The following is a 17,426-nucleotide window of genomic DNA, read 5'->3' on the forward strand; positions in this document are numbered from 1 at the left end:
GCCGCTTGTTTTTTTAGGCCCTTATCTGCGTCGGCCCGCACCGCCGCCGGAGCGGGAACCGCCGCCGCTGCGGCGCCCGGCTCCCGAGCCCCGGGAGGAACCGCCGCCAAAGCCGCCGAAGTTCTTCGGCCGGGAGGACGAGGACGGGCGGGAGGAACCGCCGCCAAAGCCGCCAAACCCGCCGGGGCCGCCGGGACAGGGCGGGCGCGGGCCGCGGGGCGGCGGAGGCGGCGGAGGCCGCCGGTGCCAGCCGCCGTAGAACCGGCGGGGCGGCAGGGGCGGATAGCTGTAGCCAAACCAGCGGGTGCGCACATAGCGCACGGGATGCAGCAGGCTGCCCACCACCACCAGCAGCAGGAGCACCGCCAGCACGATCACCAGCGTGAAAGCACCGCCGATCCGGGCCGCGAGAGAGGGGCCCTCCGGCGCGGGGGCGGGGGCGCCGCCACCGGTGTTCTGGCCGGGCTGCACGCCATAGATATCGCACAGTTCGTCGTACATGGCATTGGCAAAGGCGGTGACGCCCGCGTCATAATCGCCCTTGGCAAAGCCCTCTTCCAGATTGTTCCAGAGAAGATCGTCCACCTTCTGCGGCGTCAGATCCTTTTCCAGGCCGGTGCCCACGGTGCAGTAGTAGTCCTGGGCGCCGATCACCAGCAACAGCAGCACGCCGTTGTTCTTGTCCGGGTCGCCCACGCCCCAGGCGTTGAACACCTGGGAGGCGTAGCCGGCGGTGGTGTCGGTGCCGGTGAAGTCCACCGTGAGCACGGCCATCTGTGCCCCGCAGGCCTCGTCCAGCGCGATGGTCAGATCGTTCACCGCCTGCTCGGTGCGCTCCGAGAGCACGTTCGCCTCGTCCAGCACACAGCTGTTTTCAGGGGCGGCGGGCACTGCCGCGAAGACGCTGCCGGTGAGCAGCATCGCCGCCAGCGCCGCGCCGGCAAGGGCGCGTTTCCACTGTCTCATTGGTAATACTCCGCCTCCTCGATGCCCCAGAGCGCGCCGATCAGCTTCGCCGGCTGGCCGGCGAGGGTGTCGTTGAACGCCTGCGCCCGGGAATTATAGTCGTTGTTTCGGATGGTGTTGCCCCGGGCGTTGAACTCCGCCAGTTCCCCGGCCAGCAGGTCGTACTGGTTTTGGTCCGCCAGGGCCACAGCCTCGTCGTAGAGGGCGTTCACCGCCTGGGCCAGCGCCCCGTCGGCGGCGGCCTTGGCGGCGGGCCCCTGGGCGGCCTGCACCGCCTGGATGGCGCCGTTCACCCCGTTGATGGCCTCGCCGCTCACCCCGCCGACCTTTTCGGCCACCGTGGCAAGGTTCGCCGCCGAGTTGAGCCGGGCGTCCAGGTCGGCGGCGATGGAGTACATCCCGTCGGAAAAGGCGGCGGCGGTGCTGTTTGCATAGGCGGCAAGCTTTGCCCCGCCGATGCCGAACACCGAGCCGACGGCCAGCAGGCAGGCGGCGGCCACCGCCACCGCCTTGTTCTTCAGCGGCGCGGGCAGCAGCTGTTCCAGTTTACACGGCCCCTTCATCAATTATGCAGCTCCATCAGTTTCTGCTTCAGTTCGCCCTCGATGCGGCCCAGCTCCACCTCGGCGGCGGCCCGCTTGGCGCGGCCCTCCGACTGGATCTTGTTCAGTTCGTCCAGCGTCTCGATGAGGCTCTTGTTGGTGGCCTGCAGGGTCTCGATGTCCACGATGCCCCGCTCGGACTCCTTGGCCGCCTCCACCGTGCCCTGCTTTAAGGCCGCGGCGTTCTTCTTCAGCAGTTCGTTGGTCATGTCGCTCACCGCCCGCTGGGCCTCGATGGCCTGCTGGCTGTGGGCCAGGCCCAGCGCCAGCACCATCTGGCTCTTCCACAGGGGGATGGTGTTCACGATGCTGGTCTGGATCTTCTCCGCCATCATGGTGTCGTTGTTCTGGATGAGCCGGATCTGGGGGCCCATCTGGATGGACACGTTGCGGGTGAGTTCCAGATCGTAGAGCTTTTTCTCGAACCGGTCGCACATATCCGCCAGGTCCCGGGCGGCCTGGGCGTCCTCGGGCAGGCCGCTGGCCTTGGCCTTGTCCATGGCGGCCTTCAACTCGCCCTCCCGCACCTGCTTGAGCTTTTTCTTGCCCGCCAGGATGTACATGGTGAGTTCCTTGAAGTAGAGCATGTTCATCTGGTACATCTTGTCCAGCATGGCCACGTCCTTCAGCAGCTGCACCTGATGGCCCTCCAGCACCGCCTCGATCTTCTCCACATTGGTCTCGGCCTTGGCGTACTTGGCCTTCATGGCCTCGATGCCGCTGCCCGCCTTCTTGAAGAAGCCGAAGATGCCCTTGCTCTCCTCCTGGGCGTCAAAGCCCTTGAGCTCGGTGACCAGGCTGGCGATCATCTCGCCCGTCTCGCCCAGGTCCTTGGTGCGCACCTTGTCCAGGGCGGTCTCGCTGAAATCGCCGATCTTCTTCTGGGTGGCCGCGCCGTACTGCAGCACCAGCTGGCTGTTGGTCACGTCGATCTTCTCGGCGAACTCATCCACCATCTTCTGCTCCTCGGGGGTCAGGCGGGTCTCCTCGATCATCACCGGCTCGACCTTCTTCTCCTCCTCCGCGGCGGCCGCCGCGGCCGCCTCGTCGGCGGCGGGGTCCAGGGTGAGGGTGGGCACGGCATCCAGGGTCAACTCGGGGCTCATGTTGTTTTCGTCCATGGTCGTTCTTCCTTTCGCTATCGAAAATTTATTCCACAAGGCCCTGCCCTTTCAGCATGCCTTTGAGTACTTCCAGGTCGGCGTCCAGGTCCAGCGCGGCGGCGGAATAGAGGCTGTCCAGCTGGTTTTCAAAAGCGGTGGCGATGACCGCCGCGTTCGCCTCCACCTGCTTTCGCACCTCCTCAGCGTTCTCGCCGGTCACGCCCGTCTCCTCCATGTCGGCGTAGAGGGTGAGGATCTTCACCGCGTCCGGCAGGTAGTGGTTGGCAAAGCGCCGCACCTGCGGGGCCTTGTCCGGGTCCTTTTCCAGCTGGGTCAGGATGCCGTCGCAGGCGGCCACCATCCGGCGGATGGCGGCGCTGAGGGCGTCGTCGGGGATGCGCTCGTCCAGCACCCGCAGGCGGTGGCGGTCGGCGTCGATCTGTCGGAGCATCTCGTCCGCGTCTTCCCGGCCGGTGAGATAGGGCATCTCCTTCGTCTCGATCACCGGCGGGCAGAGTTTGAAGGCCGCGGCCAGCGCCGCCAGCGAGGCGACCGCCACAAGGCCCAGCGCCCACAGCTGGTAGACGGGCAGCGCCAGCGCCCCCGCCACCCACACCGCCCCGGCGACGTACCAGGGGGCGGCGGGCTTCTTTTTGATCTGGATGGTCTTGCTCATGCTTCGTTTCTCCTGCGGACCGGCCGGCCCGTCATTTGTTGTTATTTTACCATACTAAAGCAGTCAAATCAACGCCGGCCGCAGATCCAGGGCCCCAGCGCCTGGCCCCAGGCGCCGGCCAGCCGGTCCAGGCTCCAGGCGGCGTTGGCGGGGCTGGTGCTGGGCAGCCGCACGGCGGCGAGGCCCGAGACCGGCCGCAGCATTTTTTCATACAGCCGGAAGGCGGTGGCCCCGTTGCAGAAGACCGCCTCAACGGGCGCCTGCTCCAGCAGGGCCGCCAGGTCCACCGGCACCGGGTCCTTGATGGAGGCGTCCGCCGCGCCGGTGACGGTGCAGCGTTCCAGCACATCCCAGAGGGCCAGGCCGTTTTGCAGGATCAGCGCCCGCTTTTGTTCCACCGTTCCCGGCACCGGCGCGGCGCACAGCCTTGCCAGCAGCGGCCAGAACCGGTTGCGGGGGTGGCCGTAGTAAAAGCCCTGGCGCCAGCTTTCGGGGCTGGGCCAGCTGCCCAGGATGAGCGCCCGGCTGCCCGGGCCGAACACCGGATCAAAACTCATGGGGAAAGAACTCCTGTCGCAGGGCGGCGGCCACGCCCTCCTCGGTGACCGGCGGCGCGATGGCGCTGGCGGCGGCCTTGGCCGCGTCGGAGCCGTTGGCCATGCACCAGGACCGGCCCACCAGCTTCATCAGCGGCACGTCGTTGTCGTTGTCGCCCATGCTCAGCAGTTCGTCCGCCTTCCAGCCGCAGCGCTCCATCAGCTTTTTCACCCCCACCGCCTTGGTGGTACCGGCGCGGTTGATGTCGTAATAGCCGGGGTGATAGGGCACGAACTGCAACCCCAGATGGCCGTAGCGGGCGGCGAAATCCTCCACCGCCTCAGGGGGCAGGATGCCAAAGGCGCCGAAGGGCATGTCCCGCAGATGCCGGTCCTGGTCCTCGCCGTCCCGCACAAACTCCTCGTGGCCGGTGACCGACTTGTAAAACCGGCGCATCTTTTCAAACTCCACATAGACGTAGTAGCTGTCGGAAAAGCAGAAGGCCAGGGGGTAGTCGTAGTCCTCGAAGTAGTCCACCAGGGCATACATCTCCTCGGGGGTGAAGTCCTCGCTGGCCAGCAGGTTGCCCTCTTCGTCCAGCACCTGCGCGCCGTTGGCGCAGACGGCATAGTCCGGCTTGATGCCCCCCAGGATGGAGGTGTTCATGGCGTAGTAGGTGCGCCCGGTGGCGATGACCACCTTCACGCCCAGGGCCTGCACCCGCCGCACCATCCCGGCCACCGCCGGGCGGGCGGATGGCTCGCCGTGGGCCACCAGCGTGCCGTCCACATCCAGTATGATCGCTTTGTAACGCATGGGAAAAGGTTCTCCTTTTTACGGGGTAGGGCCGGGCCGAAACGCGCGGCGGCCCATAGCCCTATTATAGACAGTTTGCCCGGCGGGCACAAGAAAAACTTGGGCGGACACAGCGTTTACGGCAACGTACAAAAAGTTTTTTGCGAAACCCTTTGCACTGCCCCGCCGTTGGTAGTATAATGAGGCGCAGCAATCATCACGGCGGAGGGAAAACCATGAGGAGCGAATACGCTTGCGGCCTGCGGGACGGGCTCGCCATCGGCGTGGGATATTTTTCGGTAAGCTTCACCTTCGGCATCCTGGCGGTGAACGGCGGGCTCTCGCCGTTGACGGCCGGGCTCATCAGTCTGACCAACATGACCAGCGCAGGCCAGTTTGCCGGACTGACGGTGATTCTGGCCCACGGCTCCCTGGTGGAACTGGCTTTGACCCAGCTGGTCATCAACCTGCGCTACGCGCTGATGAGCCTCTCGCTGAGCCAGCGGTTCGGCCCGGCATTCACCACCTGGCGGCGGATGATCGTGGCCTTTGCCAACACCGACGAGATCTTCGCGGTGGCCATGGGGCGGGCGGCGCCGCTCACCCCCCGCTATATGTACGGCCTTGCCAGCCTGCCCATCGTGGGCTGGACGTCGGGCACCGTGGCCGGCGCGGTGGCCGGCGCGGTTTTGAGCCCCGCCGTGCGCAGCGCGCTGGGGGTGGCGCTTTACAGCATGTTCATCGCCATCGTGGTGCCGCCCATGCGCCGCTCCAGGCCGGTGCGGCTGGTGGCGGCAGCGGCCGCCGCGGCAAGCTGCATCCTTGCCTGGACGCCCCTGTCCAGGATGGTGGGCAGCGGCTTTGCCATCGTGCTCAGCACGCTGGCCGCCGCCGCCATGGGCGCCTGGCTGTTCCCGGTGGACGCTTCTCCCGAGGACGACGGGGGAAAGGAGGCGGCGGTATGAGCCTTGTGTGGTATCTTGTGGTGATGGCGGGGGTGACCTATCTCATCCGCATGCTGCCCCTGACCCTTTTGCAAAAAAAGATCCGCAGCCGTTGGCTGCAGTCCTTTTTGTACTATGTGCCCTATGCCTGCCTCACGGCCATGACCTTTCCGGCCATCCTCACAGCCACCGAAAGCCCGGTGAGCGCCGCCGCGGCGCTGGTGGTGGCGGTGGCGGTGGCCTTTGCCGGCAAGGGGCTGATGACGGTGGCCGTCTGCGCCAGTGTCACCGTGTTCCTGGTGGAGCGGCTGCTGCCCCTCCTTTCCTTCTGAACCCTTCTCAAAAGGAACCATCCCCGGACCGTTGGTCCGGGGATGGTTCCTTTATTTTTCGGCACGGAAACACTCGATCACGTTCACCACCGCCGCCACCTGTTTTTCGGACAGCCCTTCCACCGAGACCGCGGCGGTTGTGTCCATTCCCAACAGATAATCGGTGGAGACCCCAAACATCTTTGCAAGTTCCACCACATATTGCGTTGACGGAACCGCAAGCCCCATTTCCCAGGCATTCACACCCGCGCGGGAGATCCCAAGCTGACGAGCGATCTCCGCTTGGGTCAGTTCCAGTTTTTCCCGCAGAGACTTGATCCTCTCCGCCACGGTAAGCAATTCTTTGGTCATTGCACTCTCCCCTTTCCTCCAGATTACAATGACCATTTTGATATTGCCTTATCATAATGATAATTTAATTTGACATCCCTTCAAAACAGGTGTATACTCTTACCAGCCGAAGCAGGCAACACCCCTATTTTTGATCGGAGGAATGAATCATGCGAAACATCTGTGCGGCTCTGGCCGCGGCGCTTTTGTTGGCTTTGATGGCCGCTTGCAGCGGAACGCCATCCGGAACGGGAACGTCCGCCCCCACGGCGACAAGCCAGGCCGGAAGCGATGCATCCAGCGCGGCCTCTGTTGCGGAAGAGAGCGAAGGCCCGGAATCGGCGCCCGAAGATCTGACGCCGGACGCTTCGTCTGCCACGGAGGTGCAAAGTGCCGCCACCCTTTCCGACGGTGAGATACGCCCGGAATTCCAGCAGGCAATGGACAGCTATGAATCCTTTTTTGATGAATACTGCGATTTCATGCAGCGCTACAGCGAGTCCGACGGGACCGACTTAAGCATGCTGGCGGATTACGCTGACATGATGGAGCAGTACGCTCAGGTGACATCTGATTTCAACAATTGGAACAGCGATGACCTGACCACAGCGGAACTTTCCCTTTATCTGGATGTTCAGACCCGGGTCAGCCAGAAATTGCTGGAGATCTCTGCCGGATGACGGAAAATGCGCCCCGGAGCCTTTGCTCCGGGGCGCATACTTTTTTCACAGCAGCTTTGCCCACTCCTCGGGCTTGAAGCCGGGGCACACGCCCTTGTCGGTGATGAGCACCGGGCGCTTGACCAGCATCCCGTCGGTGGCCAGCAGTTCGCAGACCTGGCGGTCGCTCATGGCGGGCAGCTTGTCTTTCAGGCCCATGGATTTGTACAGCAGGCCGCTGGTGTTCACGAAGCGCTTCACCGGCAGGCCGCTTTGGGCCAGCCAGCCCTCCAGTTCGGCGGCGGTGGGGTTCTGCTCCTTGATGGGGCGGGCGGTGTACGCGGCGCCCTGCTCTTTGAGCCAGTTCTCCGCCTTTTTGCAGGTGGAGCATTTGTCATAGCACAGGAAAGTGGTCATGAAACAGCCTCCGGGTCACAGTTCTTTGCCGCCGATGAAGATGTGCTCGGGGTGCAGGTCGGCGCCCAGCACCAGCACGTCCGCCCGCTTGCCCACGGCGATGCTGCCGATCTCGTCGAAGAGGCCGGCGGCCTTGGCGGGGTTCATGGTGGCGGCCTTCAGCGCGGCCTCCAGCGGCACGCCGAACTTGACGGCCCGGCGGAAGCCCTCGGGCTGGCAGGTGGCGCTGCCGGCGATGGTGCCGTCCGCCAGGGTGGCCAGGCCGTCGGTCATGAACACCTTCTGGCCGCCCAAGCTGTACTCGCCGTTGGGCATACCGCAGGCCTGCATGGCGTCGCTGATGATGCACACCCGGTCCGGCCCGAACATCCGGAACACCGCGCGCACCACCGACGGGTTCAGATGGATGCCGTCGCAGATCATCTCAACATGCTCGGCATAATCGCTGGCGGCGCCCACCACGCCGGGGGCCCGATGGGTGAAGGCGGGCATGGCGTTGAACAGGTGGGTGGTGTGGGTGAAGCCGTTGGCAAAGGCCGCGCAGGCCTGGCTGTAATCGGCGCAGGTGTGGGCGATGGAGACGGTGCACAGCTGGCCGGCCTTCCGGGCGAACTCCAGCGCGCCGGGCAGTTCGGGGGCCACGTCCACCAGGCGGATGTTGTGGCCGCTGCGCTCCCACAGGCGCTGGAACATCTCCCAGTCGGGATCGACGATGTACTCCTCGGCCTGGGCGCCCTTTTTGGCCTTGTTGAAGAAGGGGCCCTCCATATTGACGCCCCGCAGCACCGCGCCGTAGCCCTCCTGGCCGAAGATGGGCCGGGCCACGTCAAAGATGCGGTCCAAAATCTCCTCGCTGAACGCCATCGTGGTGCCCAGGAAGCTGGTGACGCCCTGGCTGCCCAGATACTTCTGGATCGCCCGCACATACTTGTCGCTGCCGTCCATGCCGTCGCAGAAATCCGCGCCGGCGGCCCCGTGGATGTGGATGTCCACAAAGCCGGGGGTGACGTATCTGCCCGCGGCGTCGATCTCCTCGCCGCCCTGGAGGGTGCCCGCCGGGGCCACCCGCACGATGCGGTCGCCGGCGATCTCCACGTCGGCGGGAATGAACTGGCCGTTGGAATTGAAAACCTGTCCGTTTTTGATGATCATGGAAAACTCTCCTTTCGGTACAAAGAGGGCGCACGCGCCTGAAGTTCTTTCATACCTTGATTATACAGCGCGGGGCGGCGTGGGACAATTCGCTGAATCGCAAAAAGCCGATCGTGCAAATTTTGTACAGTTTTACATCCGGAACGGCAACAAAACAGCGGGGGCGGACCGTGACGTCCGCCCCCGCTTTCTCGCGGAAGGATCGCGCGTTTCAAAGGCCCAGCAGCATCAGCACCATGCCGCAGCCAGCGCCCACCGCCCAGAGCAGGGCGGTGATGAACAGGTTCTGTTTGAGGCTGGGGTTGGCCCGGAACAGCACCAGCAGGCCCACCCCCGCGTTGGCGCAAAGGCCCGCCGTGACCGACGAAAAGCCGATGGCCCCCGACAGGTACAGCTGGGTGAGCAGCACGCTGGAGGCGCAGTTGGGCACCAGGCCCAGCAGCGCCGCGAAGAGGGGCTGGGCCAGGCCCATGCCGGTGAGGAAGCCGGTGAAGTTGTCCTCCCCCACGCCCTCGATCACAAGGCCGATCACCACGCTCAGGGCCAGCACCCACAGAAAGATGTTCACGGTGTGGCTCAGCGCCGCGACCACCAGGCTCTGTTTTTCCTCGTGGTGCTCGTGGCAGTCCACCTCGTCGGCGTGGCCGGTGTAGCCGCCCCGCATGGACGCGGGCAGCCGCCGCCGCAGCAAAAGGTCCAGCACGGCGCCCACCGCCGCGCCCAGCACCACCTTGAAGGCCAGCAGCACCGCCAGGTCGCCCCAGCGCTCGGGCACCGCCAGCATCAGCGGCACCGCCTCGTCGCTGGTGGCGATGAACACCGCCATCAGCGCGCCCAGGCTGATGACCCGGCTGCCGTAAAAGTTGGCTGCCATGGCGGAAAAGCCGCACTGGGGCGCGCAGCCCAGCAGGGCGCCCACCGCAAAGCCCCACCGCCCGCCGCCCGCCAGCGCCCGCTCGATGCGCTCGCCCTGGCGGCGCTCGATCAACTCGATCAGCAGGTAGGCAACAAACAGGAAGGGAAGCATTTTCGCGCTGTCTTCCAGCGCGTGAAGCAGAACATGTTGGATCAAGGAAAGCTCTCCGTTTCTTTTGCGGGGGCCACAGCGCCCCCGGATGGTTCGGACATGGTTCAGTATACCCCGCCCCGTCACCCCTTCGCAAGGCCCCCCACCCCCATTTTCGCCCGCTTTTTTCACCGGCGGGGCAAAAAAAGCGGCCCCCGCGCTTCGCGGGGGCCGCTTTTGCGTTATTTCTGGGCCGGCGCTCAGTGATTCTCGGCGCGCAGCACAAAGTAGGCCTGGGGATGCTCGCACACCGGGCACTTCTCGGGGGCATGGGTGCCGATGTGGATGTGGCCGCAGTTGGTGCAGATCCATACCTGCTCAGTCTCCCGGGCGAACAGGCGGCCCTCCTCCAGCAGCTTCTTCACCTCGCGATAGCGCTCCTCGTGCCCCTTCTCGATGGCGCCCACCATCCGGAACAGCTGGGCGATGCGGGCAAAGCCCTCCTCCTCGGCGGTGGCGGCAAAGCCGGCGTACATATCCGTCCACTCATAGTTCTCGCCGGCGGCGGCATCCGCCAGATTGGCCAGAGTGTCGGGCATGCCGTCGTGCAGCAGCTTGAACCAGATCTTCGCGTGCTCCTTTTCGTTGCCCGCGGTCTCGGCGAACACATCCGCCAGCTCGTTGTAGCCCTCTTTCTTGGCCTTGGACGCGTAATAGCCGTATTTGGTGTAGGCCTGGCTCTCGCCAGCAAAGGCGGCCATCAGATTCGCTTCGGTCTTGGAACCCTTCAGTTGCATAGTCATACCTCCGTTTTCGAATGATCGTCGTGTTTTATAGGAGCAATTCCTATTTGCAGTCTTATCTTACACCGCCGGGGCGCAAAAGTCAAGAGGCCGCGGCAAATTCCGGGTAGGCCAGGGCCGCCGCGTCGGCGATGGCGAACACCAGCCGGGGGGACAGGGTCTCGGTGAGGCGCAGGTCCAGCCAGACCACCGCGCCATTCTGCACCGCCCGCAGGTCCCCCAGGGCGTCAGCCAGCTCCTCGGGCGAGACGGTATCCGCCACCAGCAGCACATCCGGGTCTGCGGCGCGGATCTCGTCCAGGTCGTTTTCCCCGTCCTCGTCGGTCAGGCACCCGGCACCCGCCAGCCAGTCGGCGGCGTCGGGCAGCGGGTGCCGGAACACCTGCCCCAGCAGCGTCCACTCGGCGGTGTCCGCCGTGGCCGCCAGGCCCGACAGGTCGGGCAGCAACAGGGCGGTGGCTTTCTCCGGCAGGGCCGCGTCGTAGCGGGCGAGGGTGCTCTCCAGCCGGTCGATCACCCCATAGCCCAGAGCGCGGCCGGTCTCATTGCCGCCCAGCAGCGCCCCAAGCTGGCCATAGAACTGGCGCAGGCCGGCAAGGTCGGCGGGGGTATCCAGCTGGATGACCTCTACCCCCGCCTGTTCCAGCGCGGTCTGCACCGGGCCCGCGAGGGGCGTCTGGCAGAGCACATAGTCCGGCGCGAGGGCGATGATCTCCTCGGTGCGGGGCAGCAGCGGCGTGCCCACGGTGGGAAGGGAGGTGGAGCGGGCGTCACAGTACTCGGTGACGGCGCAGAGGGCCTCGTGCCCCGGCAGGCTCAGCAGCGCCTCGGTGACCATGGGCGAGAGGCTCACCACCTTTGCGGGCTTTTCGCTCACCATGCGGTCGCCCACCATGGCGGGCCACTCCTGCCCGGCCTGGGCCGAGGAGGAGGCGGCGGGCCCCGTCAGCGCCGCCAGGCGGCCGGGAAGGTCCAGCGCCCAGCCCGCAAAGCAGACCAGCAGCAGGGCCAGCAGGCCCGTGAGGATACACAGCGGCAGAAGCGGGCCGCGCCGGGCCGCCTTCCGCTTTGCCGGCCGGGCCGCCGGGCGCGGTGCGGCGCCGGGCGATCTTGCGGCCTGCCGCGGCTGCGGGGCCCGGGCGCTTTGCTCCCCCGGCCCGGGGCCGCGGCGCAGTTTCACCGGCCGGGACGGGGCGGGCGGCGTTTGGTCGGGCGCGGCGGCCTGGGACGGCGCGTTGCTTTTCCCGGGCGCGGCGGCCTTTTTGACCGGCCGGTCCCCCTTCCCGCCGCCCGCGCGGAACACGGTCTTGCCGCCCTGCCGGCGCAGCGAGCCCGAGGGGTCGGCGTCGCCCGCCCGGAAGATATGCTTTTCTGGCGGCATCACACCCGCCCCCTTTGCTCAGGATATGCCGGGACCCGCCGGCGCGTGCCGGCCCTCAGTCCCGGGAGAGTTTTTTGAACAGCCGCACCGCCTTCGTCACCTGGCTCTGGGGGATGCGCCGCCGGAAGGCCGCCATGCTGCGGGCGGAGAAGGGCGCCTCATCCGTGAAGGCAGACAGGCCGATGAAGTATTGCAGATAGGGGTCCTCCCGGATGAGTTCCACCGTCTGCCGGTCGGACAGGCCCAGCGCCGCCCGGATGACCAGGCTGCCGAAGGCCATGCGCAGGGGCAGGGCCACCGCCCCACCCTCGCCAAAGTGGGCGGCGTACTGCTTTTCCAGCTTCAGCCAGTCGATCTTTCCGGCAAGGCGCACCCAGCGGTTCTCCCCGTTCAGGCGCCCCTCAAAGGGCTGCACAAAGTCATACACCGTCAACTGCATCTGGGCCATCTCGTACACGGCACACCGCCCCTTTCGGCGCTTTTTTCTATTGTACCACAAACCGGGCGTCAAAATAAAGGCCGGATGAATCCGGGGCGGGGCAGCGGGCCATACTTCCGGTGCGGGGCCGCCCGGCCCCGACAAAACGCAAGGAGAGATCAGTCATGCAGGTTACCATCGAACCCGGCTGCATCGGGTGCACCCTGTGCGCCTCCACCTGCCCGGCGGTATTCGAGATGGACGCCGAGGGCCTGGCCCGGGTGGCCGCCCAGCCCGGCCCCGCCGACGAGGAGGCCGCCCGGGAGGCCGCCGCCAACTGCCCGGCAAACGTCATCCGGGCCGAGTGAGCCCCGGGGCACAGAAAAAGCCGGTATGGCCAAACGGCCATACCGGCTTTTTTCGTTTTCAGGCGATGGCGCGCCTTACGCCTGGCTGGCGGCCACGGCGCAGGCCACGGTGGCACCCACCATGGGGTTGTTGCCCATGCCGATCAGGCCCATCATCTCCACATGGGCAGGCACGGAGCTGGAGCCCGCGAACTGGGCGTCGCCGTGCATACGGCCCATGGAGTCGGTCAGGCCGTAGCTGGCGGGGCCGGCGGCCACGTTGTCCGGGTGCAGGGTGCGGCCGGTGCCGCCGCCGGAGGCAACGGAGAAGTACTTCTTGCCGTTCTCAATGGCCCACTTCTTGTAGGTGCCGGCCACCAGGTGCTGGAAGCGGGTGGGGTTGGTGGAGTTGCCGGTGATGGAGACCTCCACGGCCTCCTTCTTCATGATGGCAACGCCCTCCAGCACGTCGTTGGCGCCGTAGCACTTCACGGCGGCGCGCTCGCCGTCGGAGAAGGCCTTCTCACGGACGACCTTCAGCTCGCCGGTCTTGAAGTCGAAGTCGGTCTCCACATAGGTGAAGCCGTTGATGCGGCTGATGATATAGGCGGCGTCCTTGCCCAGGCCGTTCAGGATGACACGCAGCGGGGTCTTGCGGGCCTTGTTGGCGGTGCGGGCGATGCCGATGGCGCCCTCGGCGGCGGCGAAGGACTCGTGGCCGGCCAGGAAGGCGAAGCACTTGGTCTCGTCCCGCAGCAGCATGGCGCCCAGGTTGCCGTGGCCCAGGCCCACCTGGCGCTGCTCGGCCACCGAGCCGGGGATGGTGAAGGCCTCCAGGCCCTCGCCGATGGCGGCGGCGCAGTCGGCCGCGTTCTTCAGGCCGCGCTTCACCGCGATGGCGGTGCCCAGGGTGTAGGCCCAGACGGCGTTCTCAAAGCAGATGGGCTGCACGCCCTTGACGATGGCGTCGCAGTCGATGCCCTTGGCCAGCAGCATATCGCGGCAGGCGTCCAGGCTCTCCAGGCCGTTGGCCTTCAGGCACGCCTCGATCTTGGGCATGCGGCGCTCCATAGATTCAAAAGTAGCCATTGTGTAACTCCTCCCCTCTTACTCTTCCCGCGGGTCGATGTACTTCGCAGCGCCATCGAACCGGCCATAGGTGCCGATGTTCTTCTCGTAGGCAGTCTTGGGGTCCTCGCCGTGGCGGATCGCCTCCAGCATCTTGCCCAGCCGCACGAACTGGTAGCCGATGACCTCGTTGTTGTCGTCCAGCGCCAGCTTGAGGATGTAGCCCTCGGTGAGCTCCAGGTAACGAACGCCCTTGGCCTTGGTGGAGAAGATGGTGCCGGTCATGCTGCGCAGGCCCTTGCCCAGGTCCTCCAGGCCGGCGCCGATGGGCAGGCCGTCCTCGCTGAAGGCGGTCTGGCTGCGGCCGTAGACGATCTGGAGGAACAACTCGCGCATGGCCACGTTGATGGCGTCGCACACCAGGTCGGTGTTCAGGGCCTCCAGGATGGTCTTGCCGGGCAGGATCTCGCCCGCCATGGCGGCGGAGTGGGTCATGCCGGAGCAGCCGATGGTCTCCACCAGAGCCTCCTCGATGATGCCCTGCTTGATGTTCAGGGTCAGCTTGCAGGTGCCCTGCTGGGGGGCGCACCAGCCCACGCCGTGGGTCAGGCCGGAAATATCCTTGATCTCATACGCCTTGACCCAGTTGCCTTCCTCCGGGATGGGCGCGGGGCCGTGGTGAGGCCCTTTGGTCAGAGGACACATACGCTCTACTTCATGCGAATAGGTCATGTTCGTTCTCTCCTTTGCTCTTCGTACTGCCGGGTATATTGTGATTGTTTGCACAATGTTCCGCAGTATCCATTATAGGCAAAAAGCCCTCTTTTTTCAAGGCGTTTTCCCCGCCTTTTGCCGCAGTGTGCCACAAATTTTCCCCGCCGCCGCCGGGGCTTTTTGACACCGGCCGGTGATCGTGCAATATCTTTGGGCTTTTTTACAAACACTTTTGTTGCATTTCTACAATAACTATGCTATAGTATGGGGGCGAGGAAAACGGCTGGGGCGCCGTTTTTCAGAAGAGTACGACGGTGGCCCCGCGCCGCGGTTTTGCTTGGGAAAATCGAGAAAGAGAGGTCATCCACCATGGATCGCATCAATGTGAACAATTTCGACGTGAGTGATTTCGCCAAGGTCGTCGCTTCCTGCAAGGGCGACGTGTACATGGTCACCCCCGAGGGCGACCGGCTGAACCTGAAGAGCAAGCTGTGCCAGATGATCGGCTTCACCAGCCTGATCAAGGGCGGCCAGATCGCCTCGGCCCAGTTCGAGTGCTCCGACCCTGAGGACGAGAGCCGCCTGTTCCGGTTCAATCTCTTCGGCGAGAAATAAAAGAGAATCCTGTAAAAACGCGCGCAGAGGCGGCGGCCAGGGCGATGGAGTGGCTCTCCAGCGACACGTCCAGGCTGGTGAGGCCGCTGCCGGGCTCGCCGCCCAGCATCAGTTCCACAAAGGCCCGCACCAGGCCCGCGTCGCCGCCGCTGTGGCCCTCGGCCGCGTCGACGGAGAACACCTGTTCCGGCTGCCCGAACTGCCGCAGCGTGATCTCGCCGGCCAACAGGTCGGCGGTGAGCTCCCCCGCCGTGCCCATGAACTTCGCAAAGCGGGTGTTGTGCTGGGTGAAGCCGGTCATGGTAAAGCCCAGGGTGCTGCCGTCGCTCATCTCCACGTTCACCACCTGGTGATCCACCACGTTGTTGTCGCAGGCGAAAACGCACCGCCCGTAGGGCCCGGTGCGGATGGCCTCCCGCACCGAATCGTGGGTGGGATGGGCCGCCAGCACCTCGCAGGGCCAGCCGTCGTTGCCCGCGTCGATGCCGGTGGCGGCGTTGGTCAGATAGATCTTCTCCGCGTCGAAAGGGCAGTTCTCCTTGGCGGCGCAGCCGGAAAGGCACCGGTCCGCCGCGCCCGCCGGGGCGTGGGCGGCGTTGAAGAAGGAGTTGGCCCCGAAGGAGGACACCCGCGCCGCGCTCTTGCCCGCCAGCCACAGGTAGAGATCGAGATCATGGCAACACTTTTGCAGCAGCATGGGGCTGGAGGTGCGGTCGTCGCGCCAGTTGCCCCGCACAAAGCTGTGGGCCTGGTGCCAGTAGCCCACGTTCTCGATGGCCTGGATGGTCATCACCGTCCCCGCGGCGCCCGCCTCCAGCAGCTCCTTGACCTTGCGGTAGAAGGGGGTGTAGCGCAGCACATGGCACACCACCACCCGCCGGCCGGTCCTGCGGGCGGTCCGGGCCAGCCGGGCGCACTCCTCCAGCGAGGGCGACACGGGTTTTTCCAGCAGCAGGTCGTACCCCTTTTCCAGCGCGGGCACCGCCTGGGGCACATGCTGCCGGTCCATGGTGGCGATGCAGGCCGCGTCCGCCAGGCGCGGGCCGGCCAGCAGTTCCTCCCCCGTTCTGAAGCAGCGCTCCGGCGGCAGCTGCAGGCGGCGTGCCACCTCTTCCCGCCGTTCGTCCACGGGCTCCGCGATGGCGGTCACCCGCACCCTGTCGCCGCACTTCAAAAATTCCGGCAGATAGGTGTCCTTGCCCCGGTTTCCCAGGCCGATCAATGCGATGCTGAAAGAATCCTTCACAGCGTTTTCTCTCCCCTCTTTGGTTCGGATGCTGTGTCCAGTATACACCTGCCGCGGCGGGATGAACAGAGGGGAGTGCCCGGCCGGGCACAAAACAGGCCGCCGGCCCGCGAAAAAAGGGGGCTTGCCCTTTTAAAGCCGTTTGCCCCGGGTGGGGCGCAGCGCCACCAGGCAGGCGAATCCCGCCGCCGCGGCCCCCACCGCCAGCCAGTGCCTGCCGACGGCCAGGCCCAGCGCCCGGGCCGCAAGGGGAAACCCGATGCTGCCCGCGCTCATGCCCAGGGCCAAAAAGCCGTAGTTGACGCCGGTGTGTTTGAGGCCGAACAGGTCGGTGCACAGGCTGGGCAGCACCGCCGCCTCGCCGGAGTAGCAGAAGGTCAGGGCGGTGTAGACGGCGATCACCCACCAGCCGCCGGCGAAGGCGAAGGCCGCCGACAGCCCGGCGAGGCCGGCGAACAGGATGAGGTCCGCCGCCCGCCGGCCGATGCGGTCGCTGAGGGCGGGCATGGCCAGCCGCCCCGCCGCCGAGCCCACCGAGCCGATGGCCACGGCAAGATGGGCGGCGCCCTCCGAGAGGCCCCGCTCCTGGCCCAACTGCACGATGACCGGGCTGAAGAGCAGCACCGCCGGCGTGCCCAGGGCGGTGGCCAGAAAGAGCAGCCGGTACTGCCGCGTGCGCAGCATCTTTTTGGGGGGAAGGTCCGGCCCGCCGCCCGCCGCCGGGGTCTGGGCATTTTCGGGGTTTTCCAGCAGAGCGCTGCCCACGGCGCACACCGCCAGCATGGCGCCCCCCAGCGCCCAGAAGCAGACCCGGATGCCCCACCGCCCGCTCAAAAAGCGCACCAGCAGGGTGAGCGCCGCGCCCGACAGGCCCACCGCCCCGCCGATGACCCCGGTGGCCAGGCCCTTTTTGTCGGCGTACCACTTCTGGGCGCAGCCCATCACCGCCGGGTAGAGGAAGGCGCTGCCCAGCCCCACCGGCAAAGAGAAGGCCAGGTAGAACAGCCACGGCCTGCCCGCCGGCACGAAGCCCACCGCGAAGAAGCCCGCCGCCAGCAGCGCCGTGCCCGCAAAACCGGCGATGCGGGGGCCGGCCTTGTCCTGTAAAAAGCCCCCGATCACGCACCCCAGCCCGTAGGCCCCTATGGTGAGGCTGAGCACAAAGCTGGCCGCCCCCTCGTCGAACCCGTACTCCGCCCGCACCGGCCCCTGGAACACGCCCCAGGCGGCGGGCACCCCGGTGAGGATCTGGATGGCGGCCCCCGCCGCCAGGATGCTCCACCGGTTCTTCTTCAAAAACGCCTGCATCGGCTCT

At 66.1% G+C, this 17,426-nt stretch carries 22 protein-coding genes; 5 read left to right on the plus strand and 17 right to left on the minus strand.

Annotation, left to right across the window (positions count from 1 at the left end):
- Positions 1 to 21 precede the first annotated feature (21 nt).
- The 6 genes from ACH2A7_RS04980 to ACH2A7_RS05005 form a co-directional block, all read right to left on the minus strand.
- A complete protein-coding gene (locus tag ACH2A7_RS04980) occupies positions 22 to 966 on the minus strand; it encodes a TPM domain-containing protein (RefSeq protein WP_394960574.1) in 945 nt (314 codons plus the stop codon).
- A complete protein-coding gene (locus ACH2A7_RS04985) occupies positions 963 to 1,529 on the minus strand; it encodes a LemA family protein (protein ID WP_394960575.1) in 567 nt (188 codons plus the stop codon). Before ACH2A7_RS04985 ends, ACH2A7_RS04980 begins: the two co-directional genes overlap by 4 nt.
- Entirely contained in the window at positions 1,529 to 2,689 is a 1,161-nt protein-coding gene (locus tag ACH2A7_RS04990; RefSeq protein ID WP_394960576.1) for a toxic anion resistance protein, read from the minus strand. The genes ACH2A7_RS04985 and ACH2A7_RS04990 overlap by 1 nt, the downstream gene beginning before the upstream one ends.
- A gap of 28 nt (positions 2,690 to 2,717) precedes the next feature.
- Entirely contained in the window at positions 2,718 to 3,347 is a 630-nt protein-coding gene (locus ACH2A7_RS04995; protein WP_394960577.1) for a 5-bromo-4-chloroindolyl phosphate hydrolysis family protein, read from the minus strand.
- Between the two features lie 68 nt (positions 3,348 to 3,415).
- A complete protein-coding gene (locus ACH2A7_RS05000) occupies positions 3,416 to 3,904 on the minus strand; it encodes a DNA-deoxyinosine glycosylase (RefSeq protein WP_394960578.1) in 489 nt (162 codons plus the stop codon).
- On the minus strand, positions 3,894 to 4,700 hold the full coding sequence (locus ACH2A7_RS05005) for an HAD hydrolase family protein (RefSeq protein WP_394960579.1): 807 nt from the start codon (positions 4,698 to 4,700) through the stop codon (positions 3,894 to 3,896). Before ACH2A7_RS05005 ends, ACH2A7_RS05000 begins: the two co-directional genes overlap by 11 nt.
- 215 nt (positions 4,701 to 4,915) lie before the next feature.
- Here ACH2A7_RS05005 and ACH2A7_RS05010 point away from each other — a divergent pair, with 215 nt between their 5' ends.
- A complete protein-coding gene (locus ACH2A7_RS05010; RefSeq protein ID WP_394960580.1) occupies positions 4,916 to 5,644 on the plus strand; it encodes an AzlC family ABC transporter permease in 729 nt (242 codons plus the stop codon).
- On the plus strand, positions 5,641 to 5,955 hold the full coding sequence (locus ACH2A7_RS05015) for an AzlD domain-containing protein (RefSeq protein ID WP_394960581.1): 315 nt from the start codon (positions 5,641 to 5,643) through the stop codon (positions 5,953 to 5,955). Before ACH2A7_RS05010 ends, ACH2A7_RS05015 begins: the two co-directional genes overlap by 4 nt.
- Before the next feature lie 51 nt (positions 5,956 to 6,006).
- On the opposite strand, the gene ACH2A7_RS05020 is transcribed toward ACH2A7_RS05015, so the two are convergent.
- Positions 6,007 to 6,306: a helix-turn-helix domain-containing protein gene (locus ACH2A7_RS05020; protein WP_394960582.1), complete on the minus strand. Its 300-nt coding sequence runs from the start codon at positions 6,304 to 6,306 to the stop codon at positions 6,007 to 6,009.
- Positions 6,307 to 6,455: 149 nt separating this feature from the next.
- Between ACH2A7_RS05020 and ACH2A7_RS05025 the strand changes: the two genes are divergently transcribed.
- On the plus strand, positions 6,456 to 6,965 hold the full coding sequence (locus ACH2A7_RS05025) for a DUF6591 domain-containing protein (protein ID WP_394960583.1): 510 nt from the start codon (positions 6,456 to 6,458) through the stop codon (positions 6,963 to 6,965).
- Positions 6,966 to 7,010: 45 nt separating this feature from the next.
- Here the strand turns inward: ACH2A7_RS05025 and ACH2A7_RS05030 are convergent, their stop codons facing one another.
- The 6 genes from ACH2A7_RS05030 to ACH2A7_RS05055 form a co-directional block, all read right to left on the minus strand.
- Positions 7,011 to 7,361 carry an arsenate reductase family protein gene (locus ACH2A7_RS05030; RefSeq protein ID WP_394960584.1) on the minus strand — a complete coding sequence of 117 codons (351 nt, stop codon included), beginning with the start codon at positions 7,359 to 7,361 and terminating at the stop codon, positions 7,011 to 7,013.
- A gap of 15 nt (positions 7,362 to 7,376) precedes the next feature.
- A complete protein-coding gene (nagA, locus tag ACH2A7_RS05035) occupies positions 7,377 to 8,513 on the minus strand; it encodes an N-acetylglucosamine-6-phosphate deacetylase (RefSeq protein ID WP_394960585.1) in 1,137 nt (378 codons plus the stop codon).
- Between the two features lie 211 nt (positions 8,514 to 8,724).
- Positions 8,725 to 9,585: a putative manganese transporter gene (locus ACH2A7_RS05040; RefSeq protein WP_394960586.1), complete on the minus strand. Its 861-nt coding sequence runs from the start codon at positions 9,583 to 9,585 to the stop codon at positions 8,725 to 8,727.
- 194 nt (positions 9,586 to 9,779) lie between these two features.
- On the minus strand, positions 9,780 to 10,316 hold the full coding sequence (gene rbr, locus ACH2A7_RS05045; protein WP_394960587.1) for a rubrerythrin: 537 nt from the start codon (positions 10,314 to 10,316) through the stop codon (positions 9,780 to 9,782).
- Positions 10,317 to 10,404: 88 nt separating this feature from the next.
- Complete coding sequence (locus ACH2A7_RS05050) at positions 10,405 to 11,703, minus strand: ABC transporter substrate-binding protein (protein WP_394960588.1); 1,299 nt, start codon at positions 11,701 to 11,703, stop codon at positions 10,405 to 10,407.
- A gap of 55 nt (positions 11,704 to 11,758) precedes the next feature.
- On the minus strand, positions 11,759 to 12,151 hold the full coding sequence (locus ACH2A7_RS05055; protein WP_394960736.1) for a transposase: 393 nt from the start codon (positions 12,149 to 12,151) through the stop codon (positions 11,759 to 11,761).
- A 155-nt stretch (positions 12,152 to 12,306) separates the two neighbouring features.
- On the opposite strand from ACH2A7_RS05055, the gene ACH2A7_RS05060 reads away from it, so the two are divergent.
- A complete protein-coding gene (locus tag ACH2A7_RS05060; RefSeq protein ID WP_394960589.1) occupies positions 12,307 to 12,489 on the plus strand; it encodes a ferredoxin in 183 nt (60 codons plus the stop codon).
- Between the two features lie 75 nt (positions 12,490 to 12,564).
- On the opposite strand, the gene ACH2A7_RS05065 is transcribed toward ACH2A7_RS05060, so the two are convergent.
- On the minus strand, positions 12,565 to 13,557 hold the full coding sequence (locus ACH2A7_RS05065; protein ID WP_394960590.1) for a GGGtGRT protein: 993 nt from the start codon (positions 13,555 to 13,557) through the stop codon (positions 12,565 to 12,567).
- 18 nt (positions 13,558 to 13,575) lie between these two features.
- Complete coding sequence (locus tag ACH2A7_RS05070; protein ID WP_394960591.1) at positions 13,576 to 14,268, minus strand: iron-sulfur cluster assembly scaffold protein; 693 nt, start codon at positions 14,266 to 14,268, stop codon at positions 13,576 to 13,578.
- A gap of 351 nt (positions 14,269 to 14,619) precedes the next feature.
- Between ACH2A7_RS05070 and ACH2A7_RS05075 the strand changes: the two genes are divergently transcribed.
- Positions 14,620 to 14,865 carry a hypothetical protein gene (locus tag ACH2A7_RS05075; protein WP_394960592.1) on the plus strand — a complete coding sequence of 82 codons (246 nt, stop codon included), beginning with the start codon at positions 14,620 to 14,622 and terminating at the stop codon, positions 14,863 to 14,865.
- Here ACH2A7_RS05075 and ACH2A7_RS05080 read toward each other — a convergent pair.
- On the minus strand, positions 14,843 to 16,111 hold the full coding sequence (locus ACH2A7_RS05080; RefSeq protein ID WP_394960593.1) for a Gfo/Idh/MocA family protein: 1,269 nt from the start codon (positions 16,109 to 16,111) through the stop codon (positions 14,843 to 14,845). The genes ACH2A7_RS05075 and ACH2A7_RS05080 overlap by 23 nt on opposite strands.
- 132 nt (positions 16,112 to 16,243) lie before the next feature.
- Positions 16,244 to 17,419, minus strand: a complete 1,176-nt coding sequence (locus tag ACH2A7_RS05085; protein WP_394960594.1) for an MFS transporter — start codon at positions 17,417 to 17,419, stop codon at positions 16,244 to 16,246.
- Positions 17,420 to 17,426 lie beyond the last annotated feature (7 nt).

Source organism: Candidatus Allofournierella merdavium (genome assembly GCF_944382735.1).
GTDB lineage: Bacteria > Bacillota > Clostridia > Oscillospirales > Ruminococcaceae > Allofournierella_A > Allofournierella_A merdavium.